Raw genomic sequence first — 15,743 nt, 5'->3', positions numbered from 1 at the left:
TACTCCTGGTTTCCTTGTGCCAAATTGGCCATGTGTCCGGTGGGCCATTCGGGCCCCGTGTGCCGCGCCTGCCTACCTCGCCTTGACGAGTACTTTGCCGGCGAGGGCGTCCGTGAAACGGCCCTCATCGATCGCGAACGTGCCGTTGACGAGTAAATACTCGACCCCCTCGGCGAGCCCGTGCGGGTCGTCGTACTCGGCGGTGTCGCGGAATCGTTCAAGGTCCACGACGATCACATCGGCGACCGTGCCGGCCTCGAGCACGCCACGGCCTTCGATCCCGTACACGCGGGCAGGGAGCGCCGTCATGGCGTGAATCGCCTGCTCGAGCGTGGTGACGCCTTCCTCCCGCACGTACTTCCGGATCCGCCGCGGGAAGGCCCCGAAGCCGCGCGGGTGCGGGTGTCCTTCGCCCGGCACCCAGAGCGAGCCGTCGGAAGACGTCATCATCCACGGCTGCGACATGAAGCGCGCGATGTCCTCGTCGTTCATGTTGAAGGAGGTGAGACCGGTGCCGCCTCCGCCTTCGCGGGCCTCCACGAGGAGGGCGAGCCCGGTCTCGACCGCGTCCATCCCGCGCTCGTCGGCCACGTCCTGGAGGGTCCGGCCACCGTGGGGTCCGCCCTGGAGCATGAGCCGGTCGGCGCCGCCCCGGCGGTCGAGGTTCTCCCACATGTCCGCCACAAGCCGCGCGCGCTCACCGGCATTCTCCATGCGCGCGTAGAGGGCGCCGTCGTCGCCGGCGAGCGCCCAGCGCGGGACGAGGGCCCCGACGATGCTCGTGCCCGAGGCCTCGTAGGGGTACTGGTCCGCGTACACCGCCAGACCTTCCGCGCGAGCGGCCTCGATGAGACGGACGACCTCGGCGGACTCGCCCCAGACCCGGGGCCCGAGCGCCTTGATGTGCGTGACGACGCCGGTGATGCCGGATCCGCGCGAGATCTCGATGACTTCGTCCACGGCCCCGAGCAGGCCGATCGAGTAGTCCGACTCGTCGCGGATGTGGCCCTGGTAGACGCCGCCGTACCCGGCCGCGACCTTTGCGAGTTCGACCACCTCGCCGGTGGGGGCGTACGACCCCGGAGAGTAGTAGAGGCCGGAGGAGAGGCCGAAGGCGCCCCCGTCCATGCCGCCGCGGACGATGGACCGCATGCGGTCGAGTTCCTCGGGCGTGGCCTCCCGCGCCTGCATTCCAAGGACGGCGCGGCGGACGCTGCCGTGTCCGACGAACTGCCCCACGTTCACGCCGACTCCGGGGTCGAGGATTCGCGCCCGCTGGTCGGCGAGGTCGACCGTGCCACCGCCGTCCGGGTTGGCGAAGATCGTCGTGATCCCCTGCGCGAGGAGCGGCTGCGCCGTGCGGAGTTCGTCGCGCAGCAGCGCCGGCATGGCATGGGAGTGCGTGTCGATGAAGCCCGGGAATACGTGTCGGCCGGCGGCGTCGATCACTCGGTCGGCCGTCGCGCCCCCCAGATCACCCACGGCCGCGATCCGCCCGCCGTCGATCGCGACATCCCCCACCCGGCCCGGACTTCCGGAGCCATCGACGAGGGTGCCGCCCCTGATGATCAGGTCGTAGCTCTGCGCGTCGACAGGTCCGGCGGTCCACCAGCCGCCGGTGAGGAGCGCGGCCGCAGCGATGAGCATCCTGAGCGCCCGCGCGGCGTGGCGGGGTGCAGTCGGAAAAAGCATGTTGTAGTTCATACAGTCGAATCTGTCGGCCCGGATGCAAACCGCACAAGCAAAAGCGTACTCAGGCAAGCTCATCGGAGGCACTCATGCGCCGGAATCGTATTCCGTTGTTGTCCCTCACGCTCACCGGGATTGCGGCCGGTCTCGCCCTCGCCGCAGGGACCGCCCTCACCACGCCGACATCGCTTGAGGCCCAAGCCTTCGAGGACGCGCGCGGGGACATGTCCATCGCCCTCGCCGGCGACGCGATCATCTCCCGGAAGATGTCTCCGTACCGGGAGCCCGAGTTCCTCGCCCTGCGGGAGATCATCCAGAGCGCGACCGCCGCGTTCGTGAACCTCGAGATCCTCTTCCACGACTACGAGGACGACGTGATCCCGGCGGCGGCGAGCGGCGGCACCTACATGCGGGCGGAGCCGGAAATCGCGCACGAACTCGCCTGGTTCGGCTTTGACATGGTGAGCTTCGCGAACAACCACACGATGGACTTCAGCGCCGGCGGGGCGCGGCGAACGAAAGAGGCGACCGAAGCGGCGGGACTCGCGATCGCGGGCTACGGCGAGAACCTCGCGGAGGCGCGGGCTCCAGCCTACGTGGACACGCCCGGCGGTCGAGTGGCCCTGATCTCGATCGCCTCGACCTTCAACGACGCGATGCGGGCCGGCCACCAGAGGCCGGACATGCGCGGGCGTCCGGGGTTGAGCCCGATCCGCTACGAACGGCAGGTGACGGTGACCGCCGATCAAATGGCGGGTCTCCGCGGCGCCTTGGCTGTGGCGGGGCGGGGAGGCGGCTCCGGTCCCCGGGTGAACTTCGGCGGCATCACCTTCATGGAGGGATCCAAGCCGGGCGTGAAGACGGTGCCGCACGCCGGAGATCTGGCGGAGATCGTCGAAGTCGTGAAGGAGGCGCAACGCCAGGCCGAGTGGGTCATCGTCACGAGCCATACGCACGAAGGCGCGGATCGCCGGGAGGTGCCGGCGGACTTCATCGTGGACGTCGCCCGGGCGGTCGTCGACGCGGGCGCGGACATGTTCGTGGGACACGGCCCCCACATCCTGCGCGCGATCGAGATGTACCAGGGCAAGCCGATCTTCTACTCGCTGGCGAACTTCGCCATGCAGAACGAGACGATCGAGTTCCAGCCGCAGGACAATTACGAGGCCCAGGGGCTGGGCTACGCGGACCTTCCGGGCAAGTTCCAGGATGTGCGCATCGAGCGGGCCGGGGCGTCTTCGTTCCCGGTGGGGAAGGGGTTCTGGGAGAGCGTCGTCCCCGTCGTCCAGTATGAGGGCGGGATGCTGAAGGAGATCCAGCTACACCCCATCACCATGGGCTGGCAGCTGCCGCGGCCGGTGCGCGGGCGCCCGATGATGGCGGACGACGCGCTCGGGAAGGAAATTCTCGAGGGTCTGGCGAAGCTCTCCGCGGAGTTCGGGACGACGATCACGATCGAGGACGGCGTCGGCGTGATCCGGCCCTGACGCGCCGGGGGGCGTCAGACGGAAGCGGTCGCGATCGCCTTGCGGGGCGGAGGGTAGGCGCGCGGGGACGGCCTGACACCGGTGGCCGCGAACGACTCCGCCGCCTTGAGCGCTGCGAGAACGGGGTTGATGACGGGTACGCCGAGACGCTCGGAGAGCGTTCGGGCGACATCCAGGAATCCCATCGTCATACAGCCGAGCACGAGCGTGTCCGCCCCTGCGCTCAGCGCCGCGTGGGCCTCGAGCTCCATCGTTTCGAGCACCTGATCCGCGCGCTGCCGGAGTTCGAGCACCGGGACGTCCACCGCCCGGATGTCGGCCACGAGGCCCTCGAGTCCGTAGCCCCGCATCTGGCGGCGGATCGCCGGTACCACCTCCTCGACCACCGTGATGATCCCAAACCGCTGCCCCATCTGGGCGGCGGCGAGCGCCCCCGCCTGGCCGGGACCGATGACGGGGAAGTCCACGAGTTCGCGGGCCGGGGCCAGCCCGGGGTCGCCGAAGCAGCCGATGATCATCCCGTCGAACCCCTCCGCCTCCAGCCGGGGCGCGGCCTCGAGGATGCCGGGAACCGAAAGGTATTCCTCCGCGGACGATTCGACGGACGCTGGACCGTTGTCCGTCTCGCGAACGACGGCGTCCGTCCCATGAAAGGCGTGCTCGTTGAGGAAGGCCTGGCGACGGACGAGTTCCTCCGGCCCAAGAGGGCCGCGGGACATGGGTCCGGGAAGGAAGTAGACGATGCGCATGGTCGGATCCGTGGGCTTCAGACTCCTGGACTGGTTGGACGGAAGATGGGGCTGAACGCAGCCGGATGGAACACGGGCGGATGGAACACGGCTCGGTGACGGACGTCCGCCTTGAAGCGGGAGACCTCGCACTCCTGCGCGGAGATGAGGGGGAGGGCACGCGGCTCGCGATGTCGATCCTCGCGCGCATGGCCGAAGTGGTCGGGGCGCGGGAACTGCTCGACATCACGGCGGCGCACATCGATTCGTCGCTCTACCAGGGGCCGGCGACGCTCGAGTTCGCGGAGCGCCTGGCGGAGGGCGGCGCACGGGTGCGAGTGCCGACGACGCTCAACGTCTCCGGGGTCGACGAACACGGCTGGCGCGAGTGGGACGTGTCCGAATCCTGGGCCGAACCGGCGCGCCGCCAGATGGAGGCGTACGAGGCGATGGGCTGCGAGCCCACCTGGACGTGCGCGCCGTATCAGACACAGCCGCGCCCGGGGGTCGGGGAGCAGGTCGCGTGGGGCGAGTCGAGCGCGATCGTGTTCGCGAATTCGGTGCTGGGCGCGCGCACCGAGCGCTACCCGGACCTGCTGGACATCTGTTGCGCGGTCACGGGCCGGGCCCCGGCTGCGGGGCTGCACCTCACGGAGAATCGAGCGGGGCAGGTGCTCGTCGATCTCTCCGGCGTCCCGCGGCGGCTCGCCGAGGAGACGGCGCTGTACCCGGTGCTGGGACAGTGGATCGGACTGCGCGTGGAGGGGCGGATCCCAGTGCTGGACGGACTCCGGGCCCGGCCCGGAGAGGACGACCTGAAGGCGCTGGGCGCCGCCATGGCCTCTTCAGGCGCGGTGGGCCTGTTCCACTGGGTCGGCCTCACGCCCGAGGCGCCGGACCTGGACGCGGCGTTTCACGGCAGGGAACCGGCGACTCGGTTGCGTCCGGGGCCTGCGGCGCTGCGGGCGGCCCGGGACGAACTCGGTTCGGGCCTGTCCGAGGCGGACGGCCTCGACCTCGTCGTGCTGGGGAGCCCGCACTTCTCGCTGTCGGAATTCGCGACCCTGGCGCGACTCGTCGATGGTCGACGACGCCACACCGGAGTGCGGCTGTTGATCACGACCGGGCGAGCCGTCCGTGAACTGGCGGCGAAAGCGGGCTACGTCGACGTGATCGAATCGTTCGGAGGCGAACTGACCGTCGACACGTGCATCTTGACGACGCCCATGCTGCCGGAGAGCATCCGGCGGCTCATGACCAACTCCGCCAAGTACGCATGGTACACCCCCGGGCTGCTCGATCGCGCCGTCGCCTTCGGGAGCCTGGCGGACTGCGTGGATTCCGCCGTCGCCGGCCGCGTCACGCGTGACGACAGTGCTTGGACCGCCGAGCCGTGAGCGACGAACCAGCCGTCCCGGGCTCCGCTCCGCTGATCGGCCGAGCGCTCGTCCCGGGCACCGCGGAGGGCGCCGTCCTCTACTCCTCCGAGCCGCTCAGCTTCTGGGGCGGCTACGACGCCGATACCGGTGAGATCATCGACCGGCGCCATCCGCTGGCCGGCCGCACGGGCACCGGCAGCATCATGGCCATCCCGGCGACCCGCGGGTCGAGCACGACAACCGCCGTCCTCCTCGAAGCCATCCGCCGCGGCACGGCTCCCGCGGCATTCCTGACCCGCGGCCCCGACACCTTCCTCGCGCTTGCAGCCATTGTGGCCGATCAGCTCTACGGCCGCGCCCCACCGGTCATCGCGCTATCCCGCGAGGACTACGACACCCTACGCGGGATCCTTGGCGCCCGCGTCGATGCGACGGGCGCGGTCAGGCCTCTCCAGGGCACGGATCGGCGCCAATAGTCGATGTTTCGTGCTCCCCCCCCAAATAGGGTGGTGATGTTCAAAATGCGTCGTTAACGTTCGGCATCGGAGACGCTCCATGTGAATGTCAACGCAAGAAGGAGGCTCTCATGAATCGCCGGTTTGTCGGCTTGTGTTTCGTTGTTCCCGTCCTGCTATTCGGCTTCACGGCTCCCCTCGCTTCGCAGGGCATCAGCGTCGGTGCCGCGGCCAGTTACGGCGAAGACACTGACTTCGGCGTCGGGCCTCGAGTATCGCTTGCCATTCCGGCCGGCAATCTGGGGCTGAGTCTTGTGGGTTCTTTCGATTACTTCTTCCCCAGCGACGCGGAAGCGGACGCGGCTGGCGCCGACATCAGCTACTGGGAACTCAACGGGAACGTGATTCTGGACATACCCGTGGGAGGGACGTTCGCGCCATACGTCGGCGCCGGGATCAACTATGCCGAAGCGAGCGGCAGCGTGTCGGCCGGCGGTTTCAACATCTCAGCGAGCGAATCGGAGGTTGGCGCGAATCTCCTGGCTGGTCTGCGATTCGGGTCCGCCGGACCGTCGCCGTTCCTGGAGGGGCGGTACTCCACGGCGGTGGAGCAGATCGTTGTCGCAGTCGGTTTTCTGTTCTGAGAGGACCTCGCTCCGATCGGATCCCGGTTCGCACACAGCGCAACCAACGCAACCGCATGGGGAGAAACCTCGAGATGATGGCGCGAACGGTACCCATTTCGACGAAGACGATTCACGCGGTCGGGCTGCTCGTACTGGCCGGCGTCCTGTCCCTCGGGCGTCCCGCCCCGGCGCTGGGGCAGGAGGCCTGTCCGCTCACTCCCGGCGTGCCTCCGCCTCCCGATCCGGGCGTGACGGCGCAGCAGGTGGAAAACGGGAGCGCCAGCCTGAGGGATTTTGCGGTGGGTGCGAGGGACTACTTCAAGAACCTGTCCCCGCAAGTCACCGTGGAACACGCGGCGTACTTCGGATGTCTCCTGAGGCAGGAGGGGGGGCCGTGGCGTTCCGGCTCCACCTACCTCATACAGTTGACGCCCGACGGCCGGGTGTTCGTGCATGCAAAGGACATGTCACAGTCCGGCGGGCTGCTCAACCCCCTGATCTATGCGGAAATCCTTACCGCGCTGGGGGTTTCCCCGGCCGATCTGGCCAACTTGGCCTCCCCCGATCCCGCGACCGCCGCCGCCGCGCAGGCCGCCGTCTTCGCCACATTGTTGCAGGAACCGGAGGGCGCATTCGACGCGACCGTCCCGGTCCCGGGCCTGCGGCCGGGCATACCGGGCGCCTCCGGCCATGCCAGCGTATATGTCTCCGCCACTCTTGGCATCCCGCTCCTGTTGCTCGCCGGATTCGAGCTCGACGCAACCCACCTGGCTCAAGAGGAAATCGATTACGGCGATCCGACCGTTACCGCCAGGGACGTGGTGGATCGCGAGACCCTGAAGACCTTCGTCACGGAAGCGGGCGAGTACTTCATCGAGCTCCAGGAGCGCGGCGGTCCAGCGGCTTCCTCGCAGGCCAGAATCGCCATGCGGGATCCGAACGGGCCCTGGAGGCACGGTTCGGTGTACCTCTACGTGCTGGAGCGCAACAGCAACGTCATCCTGTTTCACGGGGCGTTCCCGGATCGGTTCGAACTCAAGCCTCTGATACCGACCGTCCAGGATGCCGTCACCGGGGAGTTCGTTCTGACGCAGGTACTCGAAGCGGCGGCCAGCAGCCCGGAAGGCGGCTTCGTACAGTATTTCTGGGATGATCCCACCGACGACACGGACGCGGCCGACATCCCCAAAGTGGGCTACGCCCGCGAGTTCACCGGTCAAATCCAGCCGCCGGACGGACGCATACTCCCGATGGACATCGTCGTCGGATCGGGCTTCTACATGAACTCGCCGGGGGTGACCGCGGCGCGCCAGAACACGGCCATCGAGTCCGTGCTCCCCCAGGTCATGCGAGCCATGACCGCCAACACGATCGATGCCATCTCGGCCCGCATCCGGCAGGCCACCTCCGGTGCCCCGATGGCGGTGGGGTTGAACCTCGGCGGCGCCTCCGCCCTCACTCCCCACGCCCTGCTGGCAAACGCCCGGGCGCTGGGGCACGGCACACTCGATCTCGGCCGGCTCCTTGCGGAATCATCCTTCAGCCTCCCGCTCCACGCGGGGCGCGCCGTGCAGGGCGGCGGCGCCGGAGGCCTGACGCTCTGGGGAAGCGGGAGTTACCGCGACTTCGCGGGCGGCAATCCGGCAACGCTGGGCTACGATGGTAGCGTGTTGAGCGCCAACGTCGGGATCGATGCCCGCGTGAGCGCGCGGCTGCTGGCAGGGGTGTCGTTGTCGCGGGCGCGCGGGGCGGTGGACTACACGGCCTCCGAGGTGGTGACGGGCGAGTTGACGACTCCCCTCACGAGCATCAACCCCTACCTGGGCTGGCAGGCCCCAGGCGGATGGAACCTGTGGGCGACGGCCGGCCATGGCTGGGGCGAGGTCGAGATCGACGATGTGGCGGCGGACGCGCAAGCGAGCGACATGACGCAGCAGATGGTGGCGGCGGGCCTGAGCAAGTCGCTGGCGTCCAGCGAGCGACTGATCGAAGGCGGCAGGACGAGCCTGAGATTCAAGGGTGAGACGGCCTTCACGAGGGCCGATGTCGAGGGAGCCGGGACCATCCAGAGCACGCTGTTGAGTGCCAGCCGGCACCGCTTGATGTTCGAGGCGGTCCACGCCCGGAGACTCTCCTCGGGGGCAACGCTCGCACCGTCGATCGAAGCCGGCATGCGGTACGACGGCGGGGACGGCGAGACCGGCGCGGGTGCGGACTTCGCCGCCGGCCTCATGGTATCCGACCTGTTGGCCGGGCTCTCGGTTGACGCTCGAGTGCGGACGCTCCTGGTGCACGAGGCCGAGGGATACGAGGAACGCGGCGCTTCTCTGTCGCTGATCTACGACCCGACACCTTCGACACCCCTGGGGTTCACGGCGCGCGTGTCGCCGTCGTGGGGCGGCCAGGCAATGAGCGGGGCCCAGGCGCTCTGGGGCCGGCAGACCATGACTGGGCTCGGGGCCACGGGCCTGGAATCGGCCAACCGGTTGAATGCCGAGGTGGGCTACGCGTTGCCCGTCGGGAGCGGGCTGGTGGGGACGCCGAGGCTTGGCGTCGCGACTTCCCTGTTCGGGCGGGACTACCGAGTAGGCTACAACCTGACCGTTCTGCGGAGCGGGCCCCTGAACTTCCACTTCGGCGTCGACGCCCGGCGTCGGCAATACGTGTTTCGCCAGGAGCCGGACCACAGCCTGCTCGTTCGACTCAACATGACCTGGTAGCGGGGCGTCCCCCGGCGGCGGTAATCGCGGATCGTGCCGGGGGACGCTATCCGATGGCCTGGACCAAGCCGGACTCGATGATGCGGCGGTCCTGAGTCAGAAGGGTTGCGCCCAAGGCCCTGGCCGTCGCGACGACCGTCCGGTCCGCGGGATCCCGGTGGAACGAATCCGGCAGGGCCGCGATCTCCGAAGCAATGGCCGGAGATATCCCCTGTCGCCGCACAGCGGAGGGGCCACGGCCTTCTCCAGCCAGTCGCGCAGCGGGAGTCTCGGCGTCAGACGGGAGCGGTCGCGATCGCCTTGCGGGGCGGAGGGTAGGCGCGCGCGGACGGCCTGACACCGGTGGCTGCGAACGACTCCGCCGCCTTGAGCGCTGCGAAAACGGGGTTGATGACGGGTACGCCGAGACGCTCGGAGAGCGTTCGGGCGACATCCAGGAACCCCATCGTCATACAGCCGAGCACAAGCGTGTCCGCCCCTGCGCCATTCCTGACCCGCGGCCCCGACACCTTCCTCGCCCTCGCCGCCATAGTCGCCGGGCAGCTCTACGACCGCGCCCCACCGGTCATCGCGCTATCCCCCGAGGACCACGACACCCTGCGCGGGACCTCCGCAGCCCGCGTCGATGCGACGGGCGCGGTCAGGCCTTTCCAGGCCGCGGATCAGCGCCGGTAGTCGATGTTTCATACATCCCCCATTTGGGGGACGTTGGCGTTCAGGGTACGTCGTTACTTTCGGTATCGGAGCCGCCATTGTGCGGTGTCAACCCATCGAGAAGGAGGCTCGTATGAATCGCCGGTTCGTCTGCCTGTGTTTCGTTGTCCCCGTCCTGCTGTTCGGTTTGACGGCCCCTCTCGCTTCGCAGGGCATCAGCTTCGGTGCCGCGGCCAGCTACGGCGAAGACTCCGACTTCGGCGTCGGGCCTCGTGTATCGCTTGCTATTCCGGCCGGCGACTTGGGGCTGAGCCTTGTGGGTTCTTTCGACTACTTCTTTCCCAGCGACGCGGAAGCGGACGCAATTGGCGCCGAAATTAACTACTGGGAACTCAACGGGAACGTTGTTCTCGACATATCCGTGGGAGGGACGGTGGCGCCATACGCCGGCGCCGGGATCAACTATGTCGAAGCGAGCGGCAGTGTGTCGGCCGGCGGTATCAGTATCTCAACGAGCGAATCAGAGGTTGGCGCGAATCTCCTGGCTGGCCTGCGATTCGGGTCTGCCGGACCGTCGCCGTTCCTGGAGGGGCGGTATTCAACGGCGTCGGAACAGATCGTTGTCGCGGTCGGTTTGATGTTCTGACAGGCCCCCGCTCCGAATCGGATCCCGGTCTCGCGTTCGCCATTCACGATGGGTCGCGCGCGTTGAAGCCACGGGCACAGTGATCCCGGACTGAGGTCGTCCAACGGTCCAGGCTGCGCTCCGGCGTCAGCGTACCGGAAGGACCGTGACCGCCACACTCTGCGTGGCCGCTAAGCCCCCGGGATCGCGGGCAGTGACAGTCACCGCCGTGACTCCTGCTGCTTCACCGGTGATGGTGAGCGAACTGCCGGACACGCTGGCGGAGGCCACCTGCGTTTCGTTCGATCTCGCCCCAAACGACAGGGCATCTCCATCCGGATCCTGGAAGTATGACGAGACGTTGAGATTGACGGACTGCCCGATCCCGATCGTTTGGGGCGAGATGGCGCCGGACGGTCGTGGAGCCCGGTTCACAGGCTCCTCCGGCGCCACCACGGTACGGGATCCGCACCCGTCGATACCGTCTGGGTCCACATCAACACAGCACCCGCCGGAGCCAGTCCCGGCGATCAGGACGAGCACGAATCCACAAGTCGACTTCATGAGACTGGACATAAGACCTCATTCTCCTTTGCCCGGACGGGCCTCCTGCCGCGCATCACGGAAGTGCGTCGATGCGCCATCTCAAGGTGTCAGGAATCGGGCTGGCGGCGAAGCCCTCCACATCTATGGCGCTGTTCGAACAACTGCCCCTCGTGCGATTCATTCCGTCAGGTATCAGGCATGCGATGCCATCGGACTCCACGCTGAACTGGTAACTCGAACCGTCGGTGCAACTCTGTCCGGGACCGAGTTCCTGCCCAACCTGGCACGGCGGGCCCTGGAACGCGGGCTCGAACTCCACCATGCCGCCCTCCGTGCCACAGGCAGCGACGCCGCACACGAGCAGGAGCGTTGCGTAGCCTCCGATCATCTTCGCTGCCGGACCGTACGAGCGCATGCGGCACCTCCTGAACACTTCTCGACTTCTCATGATGGCGGCTCCCTTCCGGGGTTCCGGGGTTTCGTTCGTCCTGTTCGATGTCGCTGCACTGGAACTAGTTGCGGATAATGCGCACGATGCGGCCGCTGCGGTCGTGCAGCGTAATCGGCCCTCTGAACACGTCGTCGCCGTAGTCGAGCGTACGCTCGGGATCGGCTCGCTCGGCCCCCGGCTCCGGGAGGCTGTATGACTCGGCCTCGGAGGCGTCGACCGTGTAGCCCATATCGGCCAGGGCCTGGATCGTGATGTTGCTCAACGCGGCACGCACCCCACGGTTGTATGTTGGCGACATGAGTTCTCCGCCGAGCAGGATGTCTCCTTCACGGCAGTTGCTGTCCCCTACTGCCTCGGTCCAATAAAGTTCTCTCCAGTGGGAATCGCCTGACCCCGGCCCCTTGCAGTTCTCGACCGGCACCTTGTCCCCATCCGTGTAGTCTGTTCCCCCCGCCTCGTCGAAGGCCTCGGCAGCCAGTGAGCCGGTGAAATGCGTGTCCTCGCCCGGGTCGTGCAGCACCGTGATCCAGAGCCACGTCAGAGTCGGGTTGGCGAGTAGATCGAATCGACGCCAGTCGTAGCTGCCCAGCCCCAGGGTGTGACCCATCTCGTGGAGGACGACCTCCTCAAGCCCGCCGTCGGCTTCGATTTCGGCCAGATAGCGTTCGTTGAACTTCACTCTTCCCATCCAGGGCAGCATCGAATCCGCATGCCGTCGGCACGAGCCGGCGGACGCAATGGTCGTAGAGCTCTCGAACGTGCCGACCGCCACGACCAGCAGTAGGTCGTCGACGCTGTCGACACGCCGGTCGGAGATCTCGTCCCAGCATCCCACGGGAATCTCCGCTCCAACCGGCATGTCCGGGAGTTCCGTGCCCGCGAGGACCCGCATCCACTTCTCGGCCGCGTTTCGATATGCCGCCGCCTGGGTCTCGGTCATCGGGGTGATGGAGATGAGATCGATGTTGTACGACCCGATATCCGCCTCCACGACGGCCACCGCGAAGGAGGACTCGGCTTCCAGCCCGCCGGGGTCTCCAGAAGTCACCGTGAGGGTTGCGGTTCCCCGTGTCCTCGCCGTGAGGGTCAGTGTGCCGTCCGACGCCGAGGCGGTGACGACGCCGGCCGCGGAGGTCGTGGCGCCGTACGTCAGCGCGTCGCCGTCCGGATCGCTGAAGTACGGGGACATGTCGACCTCGGCCGACTCGCCCGCCGTGAGGAAAACGGCCGGGATGTCGCCCAGAGCCTCCGGAGGCTGGTTGTTTCTTCCAGTCGTCACGGTCACCGCGATCTCGTGCAGGGCGGAGGCCCCGTCAGCGTCGCTCGCGGTCACGGTCACTGTAGTCTACTCAAGTCCAGCAGCGTCTCAGGATGTTCTGTGAAGTACCATATATCGTGGTATGATAATATGTTATCCTATAAATGCTCGCCGTTTGTCTTCCCGCCATGTTTCTTGACTTCCGATCCGATCCCACATATTATGAGGTAATGGATGACGTAACCCACACGCCCGCTCCGACCCGGAGAACCAAGCCAAAGGGCCGCCACCCCCACAAGCGGCTGTCGGCTGCCTTCGTGCGTTCCGCACCTCCCGGGAGGCATTGCGACGGCAATGGACTCTACCTCTACGTTCAGCCGAGCGGTGCGCGCAGTTGGGTGCAGCGGCTCGTCATTCGCGGCCGCCGCCGCGACTTCGGACTCGGCAGCGTCGCGCTCGTGTCGCTGGCCGAGGCCCGCGAGAAGGCGCGGGCCAACCGCAAGCTCGCCCGCGAGGGCGGCGATCCGCTCGCCGAGCGGCGACGGGCACGGGGCATCCCGAGCTTCGCCGAGGCAACCGGGCGCGTCCTGAAGCAGAAGCAGGCCGGATGGCGCAGCAAGCAGCACGGGAAGGACTGGCTATCGACCCTGAAACGCTACGCCTTCCCGCGCATCGGTCAGATCGCGGTCTCGGAGGTGGCCACAGCCGATGTTCTGGAGATCCTCACACCGATCTGGCACACGAAGGGATCCACGGCCCAGTCGGTGCATCAGCGCATGCGCTCGGTGTTCGAGTGGGCGGTGGCGATGGAGTACCGGACCGACAACCCCTGCGACCGGGTCCGGTCGGTGCTCGGGCCGCAGAACCGGGTCGTGAAGCACATGAAGGCGCTCCCTCATCGGGAGGTTGGAGCGGCGATCCGGAAGGCGAGGACGACGGAAGAGATGCCGGTGGCCCGGTTGGCGTTCGAGTTTCTGGTGCTGACGGCGGCGAGGTGGGGTGAGGTGCGTTGGGCCGAGTGGTCGGAAATCGACTTGGGCGAGGCGGTGTGGACGGTGCCCGCGACGCGCATGAAGGCGAAGCGGGAGCATCGGGTGCCGCTGTGCCGCCGCGCGGTCGATGTCCTCGGGGAGGCCCGGACGCTGGGCGGAGAGGGCAGCCGGTTGGTGTTCACGCGATTGAACGGAAAGCCGATCATCGAGAAGCGGCTGCGTCAGTTGCTCCAGAGGCACCGGGTCGCGGCGGTGCCGCACGGGTTCCGGTCGTCGTTCCGGGACTGGGCAGCAGAGGAAACGGACCATCCCCGGGAGGTGGTCGAGGCGGCTCTGGCGCACGTGGTCCAGAACAAGGTGGAAGCCGCGTACCGGCGCACCGACCTCTTCGAGCGTCGGCGTCGGCTCATGGACGACTGGGCCGCGTATCTCGCGGCCCGGAGCGCAGGCACGGAAACCTGACGCGTTCGCGGCGGGTTCGGAAGCTGTTTCCGATCGGTCTGGAGGCTATTCGGGTAGTCTACGGGCCGTGGCATCGCCTGAGAGTATCCATGTCAAGTGGACGCCCGTTTTTCTCGAAGCGATGTGGCTCGCAACGCCCCCCGCCGCGCTTCGGCTTCGGTGCCCGTTGCTGCCCGGCTCGATCATCCGTGAACGCTCCCCGCCGGGCTGGGTGTCGGGAACGTCGGGCAGCAGTATTCCCGCGGCGGATGCGGCGTCCAAGTGCGGTCCTGCTGCACCAGGGCGTTGGCGAGGACGAGGAGCTTCCGCATCACGGCCGTCAGGGCGACCTTCGGCGGCTTCCCCTTGGCGACGAGCACCTCGTATTTCCGCTTCAGTGCGGGATTGTGCTGGACCGCGACCACCGCGGGCATGTATAGCAGCCTGCGGACCCGGTGCCTGCCTCCCTGGATGAAGCTGCGTCCCCTCCAGTGTCCGGACTCCCGGGTGACCGGGGCGAGTCCGGCGAGGCTGGCGGCGCGCGGTCCGGTGAGCGTGCCCAGTTCCGGGATGTGGACGATCAGTCCCGCAGCGGTGATGTCCGAGATGCCCGGGATCGAGGTCAGGATCTCGGCCCGGCGCTCCAACGCCTTCTCCTCCCCGAGCCGCCGCCGGGATCTCTGCGTCGATGACCTTGAGCTGCCGCTCGATCTGCCGCAGCCTCTGCTTGGTGACCCGCTTGCCCACGGGAGTGCGCAAGTTCTTGCCCCGGTTGGTGGTTGCGGTGCGATCCCTGACCAGCGCGTCGCGGATCTGCTGAAGCTCGGCGAGCTCTCGCTGTCCTTCCGATCTCGCCTCGGTCGGACGCAGATCCTCGATGGCCGACGCCATCATGGCCAGCATTCGGGCGTCCACCGCGTCGGTCTTGGCGCGCCGCCCGATGGAGCGGGCGAAGGACCGGACTTGGAAGGGGTTGATCGCGTACAGGGGGAGCCCGGCCTTCAGGAGGGTGTCCTCGAAGTCGCGGTGGAAGGCTCCGGTGGGTTCGTACGCGATCCGGTCGACCCCACGGCCGATCCAAGCGATCAGCTTGTGGAGGCCGGCGCTGTCGTTGGGGAACCGGCATGCTCTCCCCTCGGGGGCGGCGAAGGCGTCGAGCCAGTCCTTGGAGATGTCGATCCCGACGGCGCGGAGGATGTTGCTCATGTGTTCTTCCCTGCTCCTGTGCTTGTCGTGCGAGCCTCGATGCTCGTGTATCCATTCAGGACAGAGGGAGGGACGGTGGCGACCAAACTCTCAGACGGCCCCTTACGGCCAAGCGACGATTCGATCCGACCACCGTCCGTGTTGAGCGCCCGCTCCGGCTCGCTACGCTCGCCTCTGCGGGCGCTCAACAGTCCGGGCCTTCCCCGTGACCCGGTCATGCAAATCAAGCGGGGATCTCCAAGATTGGAAGAGACAAGCGACGATCTCGGGTCTCCGAGGGGTAGGGGTAGGTGGCAATCGGGCCGCGCGGCAGAGTGTGGCGGGGTCACGGGGAGTGATGGGTTGGCCGGTTGCCCTCGCGTCCGCGAGGCCGGCGACGACGAGGCCGGGGAGCTTGCCCGCGACGCCTCGATGGGCGGTGTTCCGGGCGGTGTCCGGAGAAGCGTTCTTGGCGGCTCCGCCGGGCTGGCTCGACCCACTGTTATG

At 67.6% G+C, this 15,743-nt stretch carries 16 protein-coding genes and 1 pseudogene; 8 read left to right on the top strand and 9 right to left on the bottom strand.

Translation table 11 applies throughout. From position 1 onward, the window contains the following. Positions 1–72: 72 nt before the first annotated feature. Positions 73–1,704, bottom strand: coding sequence for an N-acyl-D-amino-acid deacylase family protein (locus ACOOGH_RS07840; protein ID WP_420448383.1), 1,632 nt, complete (start codon positions 1,702–1,704; stop codon positions 73–75). A 74-nt stretch (positions 1,705–1,778) separates the two neighbouring features. On the opposite strand from ACOOGH_RS07840, the gene ACOOGH_RS07835 reads away from it, so the two are divergent. Further along, positions 1,779–3,176, top strand: coding sequence for a CapA family protein (locus ACOOGH_RS07835; protein ID WP_420448382.1), 1,398 nt, complete (start codon positions 1,779–1,781; stop codon positions 3,174–3,176). Positions 3,177–3,190: 14 nt separating this feature from the next. Here ACOOGH_RS07835 and ACOOGH_RS07830 read toward each other — a convergent pair whose 3' ends face one another. Continuing rightward, positions 3,191–3,925 carry an aspartate/glutamate racemase family protein gene (locus ACOOGH_RS07830; RefSeq protein ID WP_420448381.1) on the bottom strand — a complete coding sequence of 245 codons (735 nt, stop codon included), beginning with the start codon at positions 3,923–3,925 and terminating at the stop codon, positions 3,191–3,193. Positions 3,926–4,005: 80 nt separating this feature from the next. Here ACOOGH_RS07830 and ACOOGH_RS07825 point away from each other — a divergent pair, with 80 nt between their 5' ends. From ACOOGH_RS07825 to ACOOGH_RS07810, 4 genes are all read left to right on the top strand, one after another. Then, positions 4,006–5,301 (top strand): aconitase X, encoded by a 1,296-nt coding sequence (locus ACOOGH_RS07825; RefSeq protein ID WP_420448380.1) that lies wholly within the window; start codon positions 4,006–4,008, stop codon positions 5,299–5,301. Continuing rightward, complete coding sequence (locus ACOOGH_RS07820; protein ID WP_420448379.1) at positions 5,298–5,759, top strand: aconitase X swivel domain-containing protein; 462 nt, start codon at positions 5,298–5,300, stop codon at positions 5,757–5,759. The genes ACOOGH_RS07825 and ACOOGH_RS07820 overlap by 4 nt, the downstream gene beginning before the upstream one ends. A gap of 110 nt (positions 5,760–5,869) precedes the next feature. After that, positions 5,870–6,382 carry an outer membrane beta-barrel protein gene (locus ACOOGH_RS07815; protein WP_420448378.1) on the top strand — a complete coding sequence of 171 codons (513 nt, stop codon included), beginning with the start codon at positions 5,870–5,872 and terminating at the stop codon, positions 6,380–6,382. A gap of 74 nt (positions 6,383–6,456) precedes the next feature. Beyond that, positions 6,457–9,084: an autotransporter domain-containing protein gene (locus tag ACOOGH_RS07810; protein ID WP_420448377.1), complete on the top strand. Its 2,628-nt coding sequence runs from the start codon at positions 6,457–6,459 to the stop codon at positions 9,082–9,084. Between the two features lie 46 nt (positions 9,085–9,130). Here ACOOGH_RS07810 and ACOOGH_RS07805 read toward each other — a convergent pair whose 3' ends face one another. Both ACOOGH_RS07805 and ACOOGH_RS07800 read right to left on the bottom strand, forming a co-directional pair. Continuing rightward, a complete protein-coding gene (locus ACOOGH_RS07805; RefSeq protein WP_420448376.1) occupies positions 9,131–9,307 on the bottom strand; it encodes a PIN domain-containing protein in 177 nt (58 codons plus the stop codon). Between the two features lie 52 nt (positions 9,308–9,359). Then, positions 9,360–9,548 (bottom strand): hypothetical protein, encoded by a 189-nt coding sequence (locus tag ACOOGH_RS07800; RefSeq protein WP_420448375.1) that lies wholly within the window; start codon positions 9,546–9,548, stop codon positions 9,360–9,362. Positions 9,549–9,552: 4 nt separating this feature from the next. Between ACOOGH_RS07800 and ACOOGH_RS07795 the strand changes: the two genes are divergently transcribed. Together ACOOGH_RS07795 and ACOOGH_RS07790 are read left to right on the top strand one after the other, a co-directional pair. Continuing rightward, positions 9,553–9,759, top strand: a complete 207-nt coding sequence (locus ACOOGH_RS07795) for a hypothetical protein (protein WP_420448374.1) — start codon at positions 9,553–9,555, stop codon at positions 9,757–9,759. 112 nt (positions 9,760–9,871) lie between these two features. Next, complete coding sequence (locus ACOOGH_RS07790; RefSeq protein WP_420448373.1) at positions 9,872–10,384, top strand: outer membrane beta-barrel protein; 513 nt, start codon at positions 9,872–9,874, stop codon at positions 10,382–10,384. A 126-nt stretch (positions 10,385–10,510) separates the two neighbouring features. On the opposite strand, the gene ACOOGH_RS07785 is transcribed toward ACOOGH_RS07790, so the two are convergent. The 3 genes from ACOOGH_RS07785 to ACOOGH_RS07775 form a co-directional block, all read right to left on the bottom strand. Next, positions 10,511–10,927, bottom strand: a complete 417-nt coding sequence (locus tag ACOOGH_RS07785) for an Ig-like domain-containing protein (protein ID WP_420450089.1) — start codon at positions 10,925–10,927, stop codon at positions 10,511–10,513. A gap of 55 nt (positions 10,928–10,982) precedes the next feature. Then, positions 10,983–11,324 carry a hypothetical protein gene (locus ACOOGH_RS07780; RefSeq protein ID WP_420448372.1) on the bottom strand — a complete coding sequence of 114 codons (342 nt, stop codon included), beginning with the start codon at positions 11,322–11,324 and terminating at the stop codon, positions 10,983–10,985. 97 nt (positions 11,325–11,421) lie between these two features. Next, positions 11,422–12,693, bottom strand: a complete 1,272-nt coding sequence (locus ACOOGH_RS07775) for an Ig-like domain-containing protein (protein WP_420448371.1) — start codon at positions 12,691–12,693, stop codon at positions 11,422–11,424. Positions 12,694–12,848: 155 nt separating this feature from the next. Between ACOOGH_RS07775 and ACOOGH_RS07770 the strand changes: the two genes are divergently transcribed. After that, the gene (locus ACOOGH_RS07770; RefSeq protein WP_420448370.1) at positions 12,849–14,072 is read left to right on the top strand and encodes a tyrosine-type recombinase/integrase; all 1,224 of its coding nucleotides are present in this window, start codon (positions 12,849–12,851) and stop codon (positions 14,070–14,072) included. A gap of 182 nt (positions 14,073–14,254) precedes the next feature. Here the strand turns inward: ACOOGH_RS07770 and ACOOGH_RS07765 are convergent, their stop codons facing one another. Together ACOOGH_RS07765 and ACOOGH_RS07760 are read right to left on the bottom strand one after the other, a co-directional pair. Further along, positions 14,255–14,698 (bottom strand): transposase, encoded by a 444-nt coding sequence (locus ACOOGH_RS07765; protein ID WP_420448369.1) that lies wholly within the window; start codon positions 14,696–14,698, stop codon positions 14,255–14,257. Positions 14,699–14,876: 178 nt separating this feature from the next. Further along, positions 14,877–15,257: pseudogene (locus ACOOGH_RS07760) on the bottom strand (IS110 family transposase); the annotation flags it as partial. Positions 15,258–15,743: the final 486 nt, after the last annotated feature.

It is taken from the genome of Candidatus Palauibacter sp. (assembly GCF_965213655.1).
In the GTDB taxonomy this organism is placed as follows: domain Bacteria; phylum Gemmatimonadota; class Gemmatimonadetes; order Palauibacterales; family Palauibacteraceae; genus Palauibacter.
The sequence above is the reverse complement of the archived record's forward strand: the minus strand, read 5'-3'. Positions and strand labels throughout refer to the sequence as shown.

Bases quoted from the DNA above. Each gene is read 5' to 3' on its own strand.
- ACOOGH_RS07840 (WP_420448383.1), bottom strand. From the start codon at position 1,704: ATGAACTACAACATGCTTTTTCCGACTGCACCCCGCCACGCCGCGCGG.
- ACOOGH_RS07835 (WP_420448382.1), top strand. From the start codon at position 1,779: ATGCGCCGGAATCGTATTCCGTTGTTGTCCCTCACGCTCACCGGGATT.
- ACOOGH_RS07830 (WP_420448381.1), bottom strand. From the start codon at position 3,925: ATGCGCATCGTCTACTTCCTTCCCGGACCCATGTCCCGCGGCCCTCTT.
- ACOOGH_RS07825 (WP_420448380.1), top strand. From the start codon at position 4,006: ATGGAACACGGCTCGGTGACGGACGTCCGCCTTGAAGCGGGAGACCTC.
- ACOOGH_RS07815 (WP_420448378.1), top strand. From the start codon at position 5,870: ATGAATCGCCGGTTTGTCGGCTTGTGTTTCGTTGTTCCCGTCCTGCTA.
- ACOOGH_RS07810 (WP_420448377.1), top strand. From the start codon at position 6,457: ATGATGGCGCGAACGGTACCCATTTCGACGAAGACGATTCACGCGGTC.
- ACOOGH_RS07790 (WP_420448373.1), top strand. From the start codon at position 9,872: ATGAATCGCCGGTTCGTCTGCCTGTGTTTCGTTGTCCCCGTCCTGCTG.
- ACOOGH_RS07785 (WP_420450089.1), bottom strand. From the start codon at position 10,927: ATGAAGTCGACTTGTGGATTCGTGCTCGTCCTGATCGCCGGGACTGGC.
- ACOOGH_RS07780 (WP_420448372.1), bottom strand. From the start codon at position 11,324: ATGCGCTCGTACGGTCCGGCAGCGAAGATGATCGGAGGCTACGCAACG.
- ACOOGH_RS07770 (WP_420448370.1), top strand. From the start codon at position 12,849: ATGGATGACGTAACCCACACGCCCGCTCCGACCCGGAGAACCAAGCCA.